The organism is Mesorhizobium sp. P2_D6 (assembly GCF_056404315.1).
Genome location: NZ_JBFUEG010000011.1, coordinates 46,732 through 61,651 on the forward strand (window position 1 = coordinate 46,732; position 14,920 = coordinate 61,651).

14 protein-coding genes are annotated in these 14,920 nt (G+C 65.0%); 1 reads left to right on the forward strand and 13 read right to left on the reverse strand.

Annotated elements, in window-relative coordinates; translation table 11 throughout:
* Positions 1-29: 29 nt before the first annotated feature.
* From AC1D1L_RS22350 to AC1D1L_RS22400, 11 genes are all read right to left on the reverse strand, one after another.
* Complete coding sequence (locus tag AC1D1L_RS22350; RefSeq protein ID WP_477343621.1) at positions 30-1,322, reverse strand: amylo-alpha-1,6-glucosidase; 1,293 nt, start codon at positions 1,320-1,322, stop codon at positions 30-32.
* Positions 1,319-2,377 carry an ABC transporter ATP-binding protein gene (locus tag AC1D1L_RS22355; RefSeq protein ID WP_477343622.1) on the reverse strand — a complete coding sequence of 353 codons (1,059 nt, stop codon included), beginning with the start codon at positions 2,375-2,377 and terminating at the stop codon, positions 1,319-1,321. The genes AC1D1L_RS22350 and AC1D1L_RS22355 overlap by 4 nt, the downstream gene beginning before the upstream one ends.
* Positions 2,378-2,398: 21 nt before the next feature.
* Positions 2,399-3,244 (reverse strand): carbohydrate ABC transporter permease, encoded by an 846-nt coding sequence (locus AC1D1L_RS22360; RefSeq protein WP_352557226.1) that lies wholly within the window; start codon positions 3,242-3,244, stop codon positions 2,399-2,401.
* Positions 3,241-4,086: a carbohydrate ABC transporter permease gene (locus AC1D1L_RS22365; protein WP_477343623.1), complete on the reverse strand. Its 846-nt coding sequence runs from the start codon at positions 4,084-4,086 to the stop codon at positions 3,241-3,243. Before AC1D1L_RS22365 ends, AC1D1L_RS22360 begins: the two co-directional genes overlap by 4 nt.
* Before the next feature lie 82 nt (positions 4,087-4,168).
* A complete protein-coding gene (locus AC1D1L_RS22370) occupies positions 4,169-5,440 on the reverse strand; it encodes an ABC transporter substrate-binding protein (RefSeq protein WP_477343624.1) in 1,272 nt (423 codons plus the stop codon).
* A gap of 36 nt (positions 5,441-5,476) precedes the next feature.
* On the reverse strand, positions 5,477-6,520 hold the full coding sequence (locus tag AC1D1L_RS22375; RefSeq protein ID WP_477343626.1) for a substrate-binding domain-containing protein: 1,044 nt from the start codon (positions 6,518-6,520) through the stop codon (positions 5,477-5,479).
* Positions 6,521-6,855: 335 nt separating this feature from the next.
* Positions 6,856-7,875 carry an isopenicillin N synthase family dioxygenase gene (locus AC1D1L_RS22380; RefSeq protein ID WP_477343627.1) on the reverse strand — a complete coding sequence of 340 codons (1,020 nt, stop codon included), beginning with the start codon at positions 7,873-7,875 and terminating at the stop codon, positions 6,856-6,858.
* A gap of 146 nt (positions 7,876-8,021) precedes the next feature.
* On the reverse strand, positions 8,022-8,678 hold the full coding sequence (locus tag AC1D1L_RS22385; protein WP_477343628.1) for a methionine ABC transporter permease: 657 nt from the start codon (positions 8,676-8,678) through the stop codon (positions 8,022-8,024).
* Positions 8,659-9,750 (reverse strand): methionine ABC transporter ATP-binding protein, encoded by a 1,092-nt coding sequence (locus AC1D1L_RS22390; RefSeq protein ID WP_477343629.1) that lies wholly within the window; start codon positions 9,748-9,750, stop codon positions 8,659-8,661. Before AC1D1L_RS22390 ends, AC1D1L_RS22385 begins: the two co-directional genes overlap by 20 nt.
* Positions 9,751-9,933: 183 nt before the next feature.
* Positions 9,934-10,788, reverse strand: a complete 855-nt coding sequence (locus tag AC1D1L_RS22395; protein ID WP_477343630.1) for a MetQ/NlpA family lipoprotein — start codon at positions 10,786-10,788, stop codon at positions 9,934-9,936.
* Positions 10,789-10,960: 172 nt separating this feature from the next.
* Entirely contained in the window at positions 10,961-11,644 is a 684-nt protein-coding gene (locus tag AC1D1L_RS22400) for an SDR family NAD(P)-dependent oxidoreductase (protein ID WP_477343631.1), read from the reverse strand.
* 481 nt (positions 11,645-12,125) lie between these two features.
* On the opposite strand from AC1D1L_RS22400, the gene AC1D1L_RS22405 reads away from it, so the two are divergent.
* Positions 12,126-13,241 (forward strand): anhydro-N-acetylmuramic acid kinase, encoded by a 1,116-nt coding sequence (locus tag AC1D1L_RS22405; RefSeq protein WP_477343632.1) that lies wholly within the window; start codon positions 12,126-12,128, stop codon positions 13,239-13,241.
* Here the strand turns inward: AC1D1L_RS22405 and AC1D1L_RS22410 are convergent.
* Positions 13,238-13,660, reverse strand: coding sequence for a GNAT family N-acetyltransferase (locus AC1D1L_RS22410; protein ID WP_477343634.1), 423 nt, complete (start codon positions 13,658-13,660; stop codon positions 13,238-13,240). The two genes, AC1D1L_RS22405 and AC1D1L_RS22410, sit on opposite strands and share 4 nt — an antisense overlap.
* Before the next feature lie 74 nt (positions 13,661-13,734).
* Positions 13,735-14,913, reverse strand: coding sequence for an MFS transporter (locus tag AC1D1L_RS22415; protein ID WP_477343635.1), 1,179 nt, complete (start codon positions 14,911-14,913; stop codon positions 13,735-13,737).
* Between the last annotated feature and the right edge of the window lie 7 nt (positions 14,914-14,920).

Consider the following 14,920-nt stretch of genomic DNA (forward strand, 5'->3'; position numbering starts at 1 on the left):
GAAAAGCCAAGCAATTGGCTTTTCGTCTGCTACGCAGACCGCTTCTCACCCCCGCGCAAAAACTCGATCACCATTGCCGCTGTCCAGGTGAAGCGACCGCCACCTAGTGGTTCGCCGGTAAGCGGGTCGTAATATTCGGCAAAGCCGCTTTCGCCGATCAGGTCGAGGCTGGACTGCGTGATGTGTTGCGCAACGTCGCCATGGCCGGCAGCAGTGAGCCCGTCGGCGATCATGTAATTGACCACCAGCCAGACCGGCCCGCGCCAGTAGCGCTTGGCGTCGAGGCGTGGATCGTCGGGATCGTGTGAGGGCACGACATAGCGCGCTCTGCCGGCAAGGCGCTCGACGCGTGCCGCGAGCGCCGCCACGCGGTGTACCGGGATGGCAGCGAAGGCGGCCAAAATGCCGCCGACGGAGGCGCTGTCGATCAGCCTGCCGGTGGTTCGGTCGAGACAGAGATACTGACCGTGCGCCTCGCTCCACAGCCGCTCCATCGCCGCCAGACCTTTTGCGGCACGCGCACGGTTGGCTTCGGCGATCCCACTCTCGCCGAGCGCCTCGGCGAGATCGGCAAGATCGGCGCAGGCGCGGATCAGAATGGCGTTAAAGCCGGGATCGACGACCTGAAATGGCGAGGCGTCGTGCAGCCTGGCATTGTCCCAGCCGAGTGCACGAAAATGCTGCAGCAGCCAGAGATAGCGGTCGTATTGAGCCTTGGTCGGGCGGTGCGCCGGATCGGCGTGCAGAATGTCGCGGCGTGTGTAGGGCTCGACGCCTTCGGTCGGCACACGCTCGAAGGCATCGTCCCAGTCGATCGAATTGTCGCGGCCGGATTCCCAAGGATGGATGATGGCGACCAGCCCGTCGCCTTTGGGGTCGCGGTTCTCATAGAACCAGCGATGCCAGGCGTCGATCTTCGGCAGCAGCGCATGCGCCCGTTCCGCCGCCAGCTTCTTGTCCGTGGCGCGGTCGAACAGGCGGCGCACGGCAAAGCCGGCGACGGCCGGCTGCGTGATGCCGGAGGTCGCGGTCGGGCGATTGGTTCGCCACACATCGGGCCCGGGAAAATAGCCGTCGCTCCAGACATGGAAGACAATGTGCGGCACCATGCCGTCCGGCCATTGGTGGGCGAACAAAGTGTCGATCTCGGTCCAGGCGCGCGCCTCGTCGTAGTGGGCAAGACCCAGTGCGGTCAGGCAGGAATCCCAATTCCACTGGAAGGGGTAGAGACCCCTGGTCGGGATGGTGTAGGCGCCTTGGTCGTTTTCCCTCAGCACCTCGACGGCGCGGGCGATGGTTTCGTCGACGGCTAGAGAAGTCATGGACGGCATTCGTTCCTTAGGGCGTTGGTGGTTTCGGGATCGAACCAGCGGATGCGATCGGGCTTGGGCGCCAGCCGCAGCTGCTCGCCAACCTTGACGTTGGCATTCGATTCCAGGACGGCGCGGAACAGGCCGCCCTCGACATCGCAGGTGACCAGCGTGTGTGGCCCGAGCGGCTCGATGACCCGCACGGTGGCATGCAGCCCTTCGCTGCCGGCATCGACATCCTCCGGGCGAATGGCGAATTCTATTCCTTGCTTGTCGGATTTCGGGCCGGGCAGCGTCAGCCCGGCGACGCTCCAGCTGCCGTTTGCCGCCTTGGTCGCCGGGATGAAATTCATCGGCGGATTGCCGATGAAGGAGCCGACAAAACGGGCAGCCGGGTTGCGGTAGACCTCGACCGGCGACGCGGCCTGGACGATGCGGCCCTGATGCATGACGGCGATGCGGTCGGCGAGGCTCATCGCCTCGACCTGGTCGTGGGTGACATAGATGGTGGTGGTCTTCGAGGCCGCCAGCACGCCCTTGAGCTCGGCGCGCATTTCGAGCCTGAGCAGCGCGTCGAGATTGGACAGCGGCTCGTCCATCAGGATGACGTCGGGCTCCATGGCGAGCGCGCGAGCAACGGCGACGCGCTGGCGCTGGCCGCCGGACAGCTGGCCGGAATAACGCTTCAACAGCTGCTCGATATGCATGAGTTCCGCGGTGCGGTTGACGCGGCGCTCGACGTCGGCCTGCGGCAGCTTCTTCATGCGCAGGCCGAAGGCGATGTTTTCGAACACGGTCAGATGCGGGAAGACGGCATAGTTCTGGAACACCATGGCGATGCCGCGCTCGCGCGGCGGCAGATGGTCGACGCGGCGGCCGCCGATCCAGACCTCGCCCTGGCTCGGTGTCTCCAGTCCGGCGACGATGCGCAGCAGCGTGGTCTTGCCGCAGCCGGAGGCGCCGAGCAGCACCATGAATTCCTGGTCAGCTATGGCGAGATCGACCTGATGCAGCGCGGTAAAGCCGCCGAAGCGCTTGGCGACGCCCTTGATCGCGATTTCAGCCATGAGCCCTCTCCGTGTCGCGTGTCATCGGTTGGCGATCCCCCACATGGCGAACAGATATTTGCGGACGGCGAAGATGAAGATCAGCGCCGGCACGACCAGCGCCGCACCGCCGGCGAATTTGAGATAGAGCGGCGACTCGCCGAGACTCTGCAAAAGGAAAGCGGTCAGCGTGCGGTTCTCGATGGTGAGCACGGCGGCGGCAAACACCTCGTTCCAGGAGATGGTGAAGGCAAACACCGCCGACGCCGCGATGCCGGGCAGCGCCAGCGGCAGGATCACCTTGCGAAACGCCTGCAGCCTGGTGCAGCCGAGCGTCCAGGCGGCCTCCTCGAGCTCAACCGGAATGCCGGAAAACAGCGAGAAGGTGATCAGCACGGCGAAGGGCAGTGCCAGCGTGGTGTGGACCAGCGCCAGGCCGATCGCGGTGTCGTCGAGGCCGGTGCGGATGAACATCACCGCCAGCGGCAGCGCCAGCAGCGGCAGCGGAAAAGCCCGCGTCATCAGCACCAGGAAACGGAACGTGCCCTTGCCCGGAAAATCGAAGCGCGACAGCGCGTAGCCAGCTGGAGCGCCGAAGCCGATCGACAGGATCATCGTCAGCGTGGCGACCAGAACCGAGTTCCACAGCGCCCTGGCGACGCCGGCGAAATTGATGAAGAACGACAGGCTGCCGGTATCGAAAGACGGGAAGAAGCGCTTGGGGAAGGCGGTCACTTGTTCGGGCGACGACAGCGCGTTGACGATCAGGAGATAGATCGGCAGCAGTACCCAGACGCCAAGCAGGATGACGGTGGCGATCAGCAGCCAGTCGCCGGCCTTGCGGGCATCGGCGCTTGCGGCGGCTGGGGTTTGCGTGACCGCACTCATATGCGCGCCTCCTTGGGCACGCGTAGCACCCTGAGGAAGAACAGCGTGAAGCCGATCGAGATGGCGAGAATGAGCAGTGCCGAAGCGGCGGCAACATTGCGGTCCTGCAGCGTGAATTGCCAATTGTAGGTTTCGCCCATCAGCACCGGCAGATTGGTGCCGCCAAGGGCGGCGACGACGGCGAAGACCTCGAAGGCGAGGATGACGCGCAGGATGATCGCCGTCTGCAGGCTCGGCCGCAGCAGCGGCAGCGTGATGCGGACAAAACGCTTCCACGGGCCGGCGCCGAACACTTCCGCGGCTTCGTAATATTCCTTGGGGATCAGCCCCATGCCGGCGACGAGGATGACCATCATGATGGCGGTGGCACGCCAGATCTCGGCCAGCGCCACGGCGATGAAGATGGTGAGCTTGCTCTGATAGCCGAGGAACATGATCGGTCTGTCGACGACGCCAAGATGGGAAAGCAGCGTGTTGAGGAAGCCCGACTGGTCGAAGATGGCGAGCCAGATCAGGCCGGCGGCGAGATCGGAAATGCCGAGCGGGATGGCGAAAATGTAAAGCGCTGCACTGCGCCCGGTCTCCAGCCGCGACACGACCGAGGCCATCAGCAGCGCCATGGCCAGTTGAATCGGCACGACGATGGCTGCCAGCAACAGCGTGTTGCGCACCGTGACCGGGAATTTCCAGCTGCCGGCCATGGCGCGGAAATTGTCGAGGGTGAAGGCACCGTCGCGGGTCAGCGCCTCGAAGGCGACCAGCACGAACGGGTAGAGGAAGAAGACGCACAGGAACAAGGTCGCCGGCATCAGCAGCAGATAGGGCAGAGCCTTGCCGTGCATGGTGGTGTCCTTTGCGGCGAAGTGGTGCGGTTTGGGCGCCCGGAGTGCAACAAACTCCGGACGCCCCGGCCCTCGGGAGGATTCAGTCTACCGGGCAAGCGCCTTCGGACGGCTTGTCGGGCGCCCAGCAGGGCGCCTTGGCCTGGTCGATGATCGCCTTGAGCGCTGTCGCCTGCCCTTCGAGCACGCCATGCACGTCCTCGCCGCCGAGCACGATGCGTTCGAAGGAGTCGGTGTAGACCTGGTTGAACTTGCCGCCGAGATCGCCAAGCCCCATCGGCAACAGCGCCGGCAGCGCATCGGGCGCGCCGGTCATGGTGGCGATCGCCGGGCCGAAGGCCTTGACCGAGGCCGGCATGTCGTCGGGCAGCTTGACGTCGACGACCGGGAAGAAATTGGTCGCCTTCAGCGTCGCGATCTGCGTCTCGGGCTTGAGCATATAGGCGACCAGCGCCTTCGCCTTGTCGACATCCGGCGAGGTCTTGGGGATGGCGACACCGGCAACCACCGGCATGAAGCCGCGACCGGCAGGACCCGCAGGCGCCGGGAAGGCGACAAACTCGTCCGGCTTCTGGTTGAAGGCATCGGCAAGCCGCGCAACATGGTCGAACGCCACCCACACTTCACCCGACAGCAACGGCTCCTGCATGAAGGCATAGTTGGTCGAATTCGGATTGGTGTACTGCCAGAGTTCCTTGAACTTGTTCCAGGCGGTCTCGGCCTCCGGCGAACGGAACTTGGTCACCATCGAGCCGGTGTAGGACGGATAGAGAAAGCCTTCGAAGAAGCGGTGCTTCAGCCCCTTCGGGCCGGCGGGAAAACCGAATTTCGGCGAGCCGGTTTTCTCGGCGATGTTCTTCGACCATTCGATCAACTGGTCGTAGGTGATGGTGTTGAGATCGACGCCTTGCGGCAGATATTGCAGCGCCTGCTTGTTGGCCGCCATCAGATAGGTGGCCTGCATCCACGGCATGTATTTCTGCTCACCGGTGCCGAGCGTGCCGAGCTTCTTGTAGGCCTCGTTGACCTTGACGCCGCCGACATCGACAGCGGACAGATCGACAAGGTTGGCGCCGACGGTGGAGAAGTCGCCATGCAGGCCGCCAAGCAACCCGATCGTGCCGGTGCCGGCCTGCAGTTCGGCCTGCAGGCGGGTAAGCCAGGGACCGTCCTCGGCGACCTGATAGTCGACGGCGCCGTCAAAGCCTTTCAGCACCGCGTCGCGCATCTTCTGGGTTTCCTCGACCGGGCGCGCCTGCGTCGACCAGAACAGCACCTGCTGCGCCTGTGCGCCGCCGGCGGCAAACGACAGCGCCAGCGCGGCGCCCGCCAATGTCCTCAACATCTTCATCATGGTCTTCCTCCCTGGGTATGCGCCGTCGTTGCGACGTCAGCTTCTTGTCTGCGGTGCTGGGCCGTGGCTCGCCCGCGACACCAGCGTCGGCCGGATCAGCCGCGTCAGCGGCGCGGCGGGCCGTTCGGCGATGACGGTGAGCAGCATGTCGGCGATCTCGCGCGCGCATTGGCGGATCGAGGCGTCGAAGGTGGTGAGGCCGGGCGGCGCGTAGGCGGAAGCCACGACATTGTCGAAGCCGATGACCGAGAGGTCGCGCGGCACGCTGAGACCGGCGCGGGCCGCCTCCTCCATCACTGTCAGCGCCAACTCGTCGAACAGAGCGATCACAGCTGTCGGCCGGTCCGTGCCTTGCAGCATGCGATTGATGGCCTGGATGCGGGCGCCGCGATCGAAGCGCGGCGCCGTCGCCACGTCGAGGCGCACCGACGGGTCGCCGCGGCGGCCGATGGCGGCGGCAAGGCCATCTTGCCGCAGATGCCGGAAGGTCATTGGCTCGGAAATCGTCACCAGGCCGAAATGGCGATGGCCGAGATCGTAGAGCATGTCGAAGGCCTCGCCGAAGGCGTGCGCGCCATCGGTGTCGAGCCAGTGGTAGGCAAAGTCGCTGTCGAGCAGGCGGCCGTGGGCGACGAAGGGAAAGCCACGCTCGCGCAGATAGGCGAGCCGTTCGTCGACCTCGGCGATGCGGGTGACGACGACGCCGTCGGCGCGTCCGGATTCGACGACATGGCGCAGCACCGACAGTTCGGAATGGCCAAGGGCCGCAGTGGCGAGGATGAGGTCGGCGCCATGCGACACCAGCCCTTCGCCGAGCCCGGTGACGAACTCGCCGAGGAAGGAATCGACCAGATTCGGGCCTCTGACCGGCAGCACCAGTCCGACGAAGCCGCTGCGGCCGGAGACAAGCGTGCGCGCTGCGGTGTTGGGGACATAGCCGGCCTGGCGTGCCGCCTGCGCGACCCGCTCGCGGGTTTTCAAAGCGATCTGCTCATGCCCGGCAAGCGCGCGCGACACCGTCGTGATCGACAGGTCGAGACTCGCCGCAAGCTCCTTCAGCGTGGTGACGCGCGGTGGCAATCGTTCCTCCCGAACGAAGTGTTTGAAACGTTTGTAATTGGCTTTCGCCAAAATGCAAACGTTTTAAATTTGACTGAAGAGACTGCCGCATCGTTCTCGAGCGACGATGCGTGTCGAACCCGGTTGTCGGCCGTTGAACAAAGAAAAAGGCCGGGCGCGAAAGCGGCCCGGCCAAAAAGAAGGTCAAGAACCTTCAGAGGGGAACACCGTCCAGCGGAATGGGAGGAGACCGCCGAACGATAATTCCTATATGCGCGCATTCGCAGCGGTTGACGACGAACGGCTTTCTAAAACAACGCGAGATTCAGAAATTTCGTTTCTCGTCTTCGACGATTTCAGCCGGCTGAGGCGCCTGTCTCCAACAGATCGGCATAGTGCCGGCGCGCCACGTCGGGATGCGAGCGCAGGCGGCTTTTCAGCACATTGGTGCCGACGTTGCGAAACAGCGGATTGTCGGGATCGCTGGCTGGCCCGCGCGCCTCAGCCGCCAGTTCCTCCGGCAGGTCGAGCAGCGGGATGGTGGCGTCGAGCCGGGCGCTGAAGAAGAACGGAACCGAAATCCGCTCGACACCGGCCGGCGGCGTCACCACACGGTGGACTGTCGCCCGGAGATAGCCGTTCGAGGCTAGTTCGAGCAGTTCGCCGATATTGACCACCAGCGTATGGGGGAGCGGATCGACATCGACCCAGCTGCCGTCATATTCGACCTGCAGGCCCTTGGTATCGTCCTGCAGCAGGAGCGTCAGGAAGCCGCCATCCTTGTGCGCGCCGACGCCCTGATCGTCACCGGTGGCGTTGCGGCCGGGATAGCGAACGATCTTCATGCGATGGTTGGGTTCATCGCGGTAGATCGGATCGAAGGCGTCCTCGGCCTGGTCGAGCGACAGAGCGAAGGCCCTGAGCAGGCGGATCGCCACGGCGGTCGCCTTGGTCTGCCACGCCAGCAGCGCCGGCTTCAGTTCGGGCAGTGCCGCCGGCCACTGGTTTGGCCCTTGCAGCCGCGTCCAGGCAGGCACGCCGGGGCCTTGCGGGATGGCCGGGCGTTCGACGCCGATGTCGAGCTGTTCGCGCCAATCGGCCTTGCCTTTGGTGAGCTCGCCGCCGGCGCGGGTGTAGCCGCGAAACTGCGAGGATTTGACCATTTCGATCGCCAGCTTGTCGGCTTCCGGCAAGGCAAAGAACCGTCGCGAGGCGTCGAGCACCTCGGCGGTGTCGGCAGCCGATATGCCGTGGCCGGTCAAATAGAAGAAGCCGACGTCGCGCGCGGCCGTGCGCAGATCGAACAGAAACGTTCGCTGCTCGGAAGCGCCCTGTTCGAGACGGCTGAGATCGAGCACGGGTACGATCCTGGGCATGGTCAAGCTCCTTGTTTGCCGGGCCCCGCTTTCACGGTGGCACGCAGGCTGGTCCAATCAAAGCAATGCGCAGTCCAATCTCGAGGCGAATGAAGAAAGCCGGCGCTGCCTTTGGCAGCCTGCCGGCAAACAATGTTCGCGGCCGCTCACCCGCGGCGGTCCAGCCTTGCGACCAGCCGATCGCCGACCCACTGGATGCCGCAGACCAGGATGATCAGCACGATGACCACGGCGATCATGACGCTGGTCTCGAAGCGTTGGTAGCCGTAGCGAATGGCGAGATCGCCAAGCCCGCCGGCGCCGATGGCGCCTGCCATGGCCGAGGCGCCGATCAGCGTCACCAGCGTTACTGTGAACCCGGCGACGATGCCGGGCAGCGCCTCCGGCACCAGCACCTCGCGGATGATCGTCCAGCGATTGCCGCCCATGGCGCGCGCCGCCTCGATCAGGCCGCGATCGACCTCGCGCAGCGAGACTTCGGCGATGCGGGCATAGTAGGGCGTGGCGGCGATCGACAGCGGCACGATGGCCGCCCAGGTGCCGATCGAGGTGCCGACGATCAGCCGCGTCACCGGGATCAATGCCACCAAGAGGATGATGAAGGGCACCGAGCGAAAGCCGTTGATGACGGCGCCGAGTGCGCGGTTCACCCAGATGTTTTCAGCAATGCCGCCGCGCTCGGTGGCAATCAATGCCAGACCGAGCGGCAGGCCGAAGACCAGCGAGATGAGACCGGAGGCGGCGGTCATCAGGACCGTCTCCCAGATCGAGCGCAGCAGAAGCTCAAACAGAACCGGCGACATGGCCAAGCACCTCCACCCGCGCTTCGCGGGCCTTCAGGAAAGCGATTACTTCAGCGAGATGGCGGGCATCATTGCCCGCCACTGCCACGAACAGCGTGCCGACAGGCTGCTGCTGGACATGGTCGATGCCGCCATGGACGAGGCGGAATGGACCTGGCACCGCAACAGCGAGATCTGATAGCAGTGGGCCCCGCGCGGCCTCGCCGGCAACGTCGATCCTGAGGATGAGCTCGGCACCGTCACCCGGAACAAGCCGACCGGCAATCTCGGCCGGCAGTTGCGGGCGGATGCCGCCGAGCAGGCTCCTGGTGATTTCGGAACGCGGCTCGGCAAAGACCGACCACACCGGGCCTTGCTCGACAATGCGGCCGGCATCGATCACGGCGACACGGTCGGCGATCGACCGGATCACCTCCATTTCGTGGGTGATGAGCAGGATCGTCAGGCCGAGCTGGCGGTTGATGTCTTTCAGCAAGGCCAGGATGGAGCGTGTCGTCTCCGGATCGAGCGCCGATGTCGCTTCGTCGGAGAGCAGCAGCGCCGGCCGTGCGGCCAGAGCCCTGGCGATGCCGACGCGCTGCTTCTGGCCGCCCGACAGCGAAGACGGGTAGGCTTTGGCCTTCTCCGACAGGCCGACGAGGTCGAGCAGTTCGGCAGCACGCGCCAGACGCTCTGCCTTGGGACGGCCCTCGATCTTCAGCGGCAGCGCGACATTGTCCTCGACTGTCTTGGCCGACAGCAGGTTGAAGTGCTGGAAGATCATGCCGATGCGCCGCCGCAGCGGCTGCAAATCACGCTCGCCGAGCCGGCCGATCTCGCGGCCCTCGATGAAGACATCGCCGGAATCCGGCCGCTCCAGCCCGTTGAGGCAACGGATCAGCGTCGACTTGCCGGCACCGCTGCGGCCGATGATGCCGAGGATCTCGCCCTTCTTCACCGTCAGCGAGACGCCGTCGAGCGCAGGCGTCGCGCCGAAGTGGCGCTTCAGGTCGACAAGGCGGACGACATCCTCCTGCCCGGCGGCAGATATGTGGACCGGATCGGCCGTTGCGGCCGTGACGTGCTGGTTCATCTCACTGTCCGTTTTCGAGCGTTTCACCGTTTTTATGAAAACGGCGAACCGTCTATCTCTTTGTTTTTACGCAATTCCGTCGGAAAACCGCGCACACTTTTCCTGGAATTGCTCTAGCGGCGCTCAAATGCGACAGCGGCCCGCTCAAAAGCGGGCCGCCTGCTCCTGAAAGCCAGGCGCCGATCAATAGGCGCTGATCCCGGTGCCCTTGTAGACCTTGTCGAACTCGGCCTTGACCGCCTCGTTCTGGTAGGACGCGACCAGCGTCTTCACCCAGGCCTCGTTCTCATTGCCTGACTTGACGGCGATGAAGTTGCGGTAGGGATTGTCGGCCACCGGCTCTTGGGCAATACGGTTGTCGGGGCCGAGACCGCTCTTCAGCGCCCAGTCGGTGTTGACGACGGCGGCGTCGAGGTCCTCGACCGAGCGCCCGACAATGCCGGCATCGAGCTCCTTGATGACGACCTTCTTCGGATTCTCGGCAATGTCGGCGGTCGTCGCCAGAATACCGGTGCCATCCTTCAGCTTGATCACGCCTTCATTCTGCAAGACGCGCAGCGCGCGGCCTTCATTGGAAGGGTCGTTGGGCAGGCCGATGACGGCGCCTTCGGGCAGGTCGGCAACCTTGATGTATTTCTTGGAATAGAGGCCGATCGGCCAGACGCCGGTGTAGCCGACGCGCACGATGTGATAGCCCTGCGTCTTGATCTGGTTGTCGAGATAGGGCTGGTGCTGGAAGGCGTTGGCGTCGATCTCGCCGCGCTCGAGCGCCTCGTTGGGCTGGGTGTAGTCGTTGAACACCACGGTCTCGACGGTCAGGCCCTTTTCGGCGGCCTGGGCGACGACGACGCGCCAGACATCCTCATCCTCACCGCTGATGATGCCGACCTTGATCGACTTCTTGTCCCCAGCGAAGGATGGCGTCGGCTGGGCGAGACTGACAAGTGTGACGGCAGAGGCGAAAAGTGCCGCAAGGGCAGCTCGCCGGCCGATGGCCGAAAAAAGAAGAGAATTGGAAGCGTTTCCGCGTTCGAACATTGTCGATCCCTCGTAATCCTGAAGTCATTGCGACTTGGTGGAATACCAAGCCTTGACGATATCATCGGCAATGCTCTCTGCCGGATCAAAGAATCGCATTTCTTCTCAAACACGAAGCCGGGAATATTCTCTCAAAGATTTCGCGTTCGCGAGAACGGCCCTGCCTAACCGATCAGAATGTCTCGACAAAGGGCCGCAGCTCGACCTCGAAGCTCCAGGCGCTGCGATGCTGGCGATGGATTGCGAGATAGGTCTGCGCGATCGCATCGGGCGACAGCTGGCTGTCCGGCCGCTCGGGCTTCTTTCCAACCGGCTCGATCTGGCCGTCGATGATGAAATGGGCGACGTGGATGTTTTTCGGCCCGAGTTCGCGCGCCATCGACTGCGCCAGGCCGCGCAGGCCGAATTTCGGCATGGCAAAGCCGGCCGAGTTGGGAAAGCCTTTGATGCTGGCGGAGGCGCCGGTGAACAGGATCGAGCCGGAGCCGCGTGCCAGCAGCCGCCGCGCCGCTTGCTGGCCGACCAGGAAGCCGCCATAGGCGCCGACCAGCAGCGCCTGCTTGACCGCATCGGCATCGACCTCGGCGATCGGGCCGCGCGTGCGGCCGCTGGCATTGAAGACGGCAAGCGCCAGCGGGCCTTGCTTGTCAGCCGCCTCGAACAGGCTGGCGACGGACGCAGGATCGGCGACGTCGGTCTCGACGGCCAGCGCGCCGGTCTCCTCGACCAGCGCCGCGAGCTTGGCCGTGTTGCGGGCGGCGAGCACCACGCGATAGCCTTCCCGGGTTAGAAGGCGGGCCAGCGAGGCGCTCAGACCCGCGCCCGCGCCGGCGATCACTGCGACTTCGGATGGCATGTGGTTTCTCCCTGGAGATTGTGTACGGACTTCGGCATATGCCGATGTCGCTCGTCCCATAGCTGGCGTCTTGAGCGGCAAGAGACAAGAACGGCGTTGCTCCATTTTCGCTGTTCGGCGAAAAAGGCTGCCGGCATACCATCAGGATCCAAAGCAATCGCCCCGGACAGGTGGCCGATGTCAGCGCCGCCCCTCATTGCCCTGCCGGGCATTTCTCCCCGTATAGTGACGGGGAGAAAGGGCTGACCGCAGCCTCGGCGCCCTTTTTGCAACGTTGGAAATTGGCGAAATCATCAATGAGAGCGCCCCTCTCCCCGTCACTATACGGGGAGAGGATGCCGGCAGGCAGGTGAGGGGCAGCGCAAACGTCACGGAAAGTTCAAATCCCGAAACGTTTGCCTTGACCAACAGGGCCAAAAGACTTGCCCGCCCGGCCGATCCGTTGGACACGTGGTTCAACGACGATTCGAGAAAAACGACCATGGAACCAATCTGGGCCGTCGGCCTGATGACCGGCACCGTGCTTGACGGCAATATCGACGTCGCGCTCATCAAGACGGACGGCGAGCGCATCGCCGATTTCGGCACCTATACGCTGGCCCCCTACCCCGCAGAGATTCGCAGCCTGCTGGAAGAGACGCTGCGCCAGGCCAGGGCGTGGAATTTCGACGGGCCGGAGCCGGCGATCTTTCGCGAGGCAGAAGAGGCGCTGACGCGGGCGCAGTCGGCGGCGGTGAAGGACCTTGTCGAGAGCTACGGCCTGACCATGACCGATATCGGCGTGGTCGGCTTTCACGGCCAGACCGTGCTGCATCGCGCCCCGCAGCCGGGACGGCGCGGCGACACGCGCCAGCTGGGCGATGGCGAACTGATGCATTCGATCCTCGGCGCCAAGGTCGCCTATGACTTCCGCTCGGCCGATGTGCGCGCCGGCGGCCAGGGCGCACCGCTGGCGGCGGCCTATCACGCCGCGTTGCTCAGGGAAGCGGACGCGAGCGGCGACACGGCGGTGCTCAATCTTGGCGGCGTCGGCAACATCACCTGGTGGGACGGCAAGGACAATGTCGTCGCCTTCGACACCGGTCCGGCCAACGCGCCACTCAACGATTTCATCAAGGCGAAGGGTCTCGGCGAGATGGACCGCGACGGCAGGCTGGGTGCGGCCGGCACCGTCGATGAAGCACGCTTAGCCAGATTGCTGCAGCATCCGTATCTGACCAAGCCCTACCCGAAATCGCTCGACCGCTTCGACTTCGGCGCCGCGATGGCCGACGGCCTCAGCGCCGAGGACGGCGCGGCGACGCTGACGGCCTTCACCGTCTCGGCCGTCGGCAAGGCGCTCGACCTGCTGCCGCGCCGGCCGAAGCGGCTGGCGGTCAGTGGCGGCGGCCGCCACAACCCGACGATGATGGCGATGCTTAACCGCCGCGCCGGCGTCGAGGTGGTGCAGGCCGAAACGCTGGGCTGGAAGGGCGATGCGGTCGAAGCCGAGTGCTTTGCCTTTCTCGCGGTGCGCGTTTTGCGCGGCCTGCCGATCAGCTTCCCCAGTACCACCGGTGTACCGCGGCCGATGCAAGGCGGACGACTGGCAGCTTAAGCGAGCCTTTTCTGCAGGAAAATGCGGCTGCGGCCGGCCGGAAAGTCCGGCAGCGTGCCGAAAGGCCGGTAGCCCTGTCGCTCGTAGACTTTGGCGGCCGTCGGATTGAACGTGTCGATCCAGGCGTTCTGGCAGCCGCGCGCCAGCGCTTCGCGCTCGGCGGCATCCAGCATGTCGCCGGCCACATGCTGGCCGCGCAGGCGTTCGTCGACCCACAGCCATTGCACATAGAGCCAGCCCCAGGCGGTGTAGCCTGAAATGCCCGCGACGACGGCGCGGTCCTCGTCGCGCACGAAGACGGCGAGCGCTTTGCGGCCGGAGGCGCCGACATCGCCGTCATTGAACGCAGTCAGCCGCTCGGCCAAAAAGGTGAGTTCCTCTGGCGAGGGATCGGCGGTGGTCTCAAGCGTCGTGTTCATCCTGATACGGCTCGCATGGTGAGCCGAACCTCTAGCGAAGGACAGGACCAGGACGCAAGCTTTGCCGCCGCCGCTTACGCCCTGACGGGCGAACGCCATGTCCCGGCCCCGGCTGCAACCAGCATCAGCAAGGCCGCGACGATCGCGCAGGCGGCAAAGCCGAATGTCGAATAAAGCGGCCCGAAGCTGGTGGTGCCGATAAAGACCGCGAGATAGGTGACCGAGCTGTTCAGGCCCATGATGGTGCCGCGGCGCGACGGATCGAGCGCGGTGAGGCGCATCACCAGCACGTTCAGGCCGAAATGATTGGCAAGGCCCCATATGGCGATCATGGCCAGGATCAGCGCGAAATTGTTGCTTGCGAGCGCAATCGCGACATAGACGGCGGCGACCAGCAGATAGGCGAAAGGCATGACGCGTCGCGCGCCGATGCGGTCGATGACGCCGTCGAGAAAGGCCGCCGTGCCGAAGCCGGCGCCATAGGCGAGAGCGGCGAGCGCGTTGGCGCTGACGGGCTCACCGAGATCCTGGTGCAGATGATCGCCGAGATAGCCGTAGACGCCGTAAAAGGCGGTCATGAAGGCGGTGCAGGCGATGAGCAGCGGCACGATGCCGGGAATGGCGAGCGCACCGAACGGCGTCGGCGCCGGGCCGCTCTTCCTGACGTCGCTGAGCGAGGTCATCGACAGAGCGGCGAGCGCAATTGCTGAAAGCACCGCGACTACCGCGAACACGGCGCGCCAGTGCACGAGGTCGGCGAGCACGGCCGACAGCGAAACGCCGGCGACCATGGAGACCGTCCAGCCGGTCAGCACGACACCGATCGTGCCGCTTTCGCGGCCGGGCGGCGCGATCGCCGCCGCACTGGCATAGATTGCCGGCATGGCAACGCCGGCGGCAATGCCGGCAACGGCCTGGGCCGCGACCAGCGCGATCACGGTCGGCGCCAGCGCACTGGCTAGAAGTGCAACCGCCAGCAACAGCAGCGCGCCCTGCAGCATGCGGCGGGCGCCGACGCCGTCGATATAGCGGGCGAGGAACAAAGCGCTGGCCGAAGTGCCGAGGCCGAAGGCAGCCGACGCGGCCATCACCGCCGGCACGCTGGTGCCGAAGGACGCTGCCACCGCCGGGGCGATCGGACCCAGAACCAGCGAGTTCGAGCCAATGACGGCGATACAGCCGGTCAGGAGATAGGCCAGCGCCGGGATCGGTGCTGTTGTTGGGAGCGTTGCTGCTTGATGCGCGTTCGTCATAGGGGCA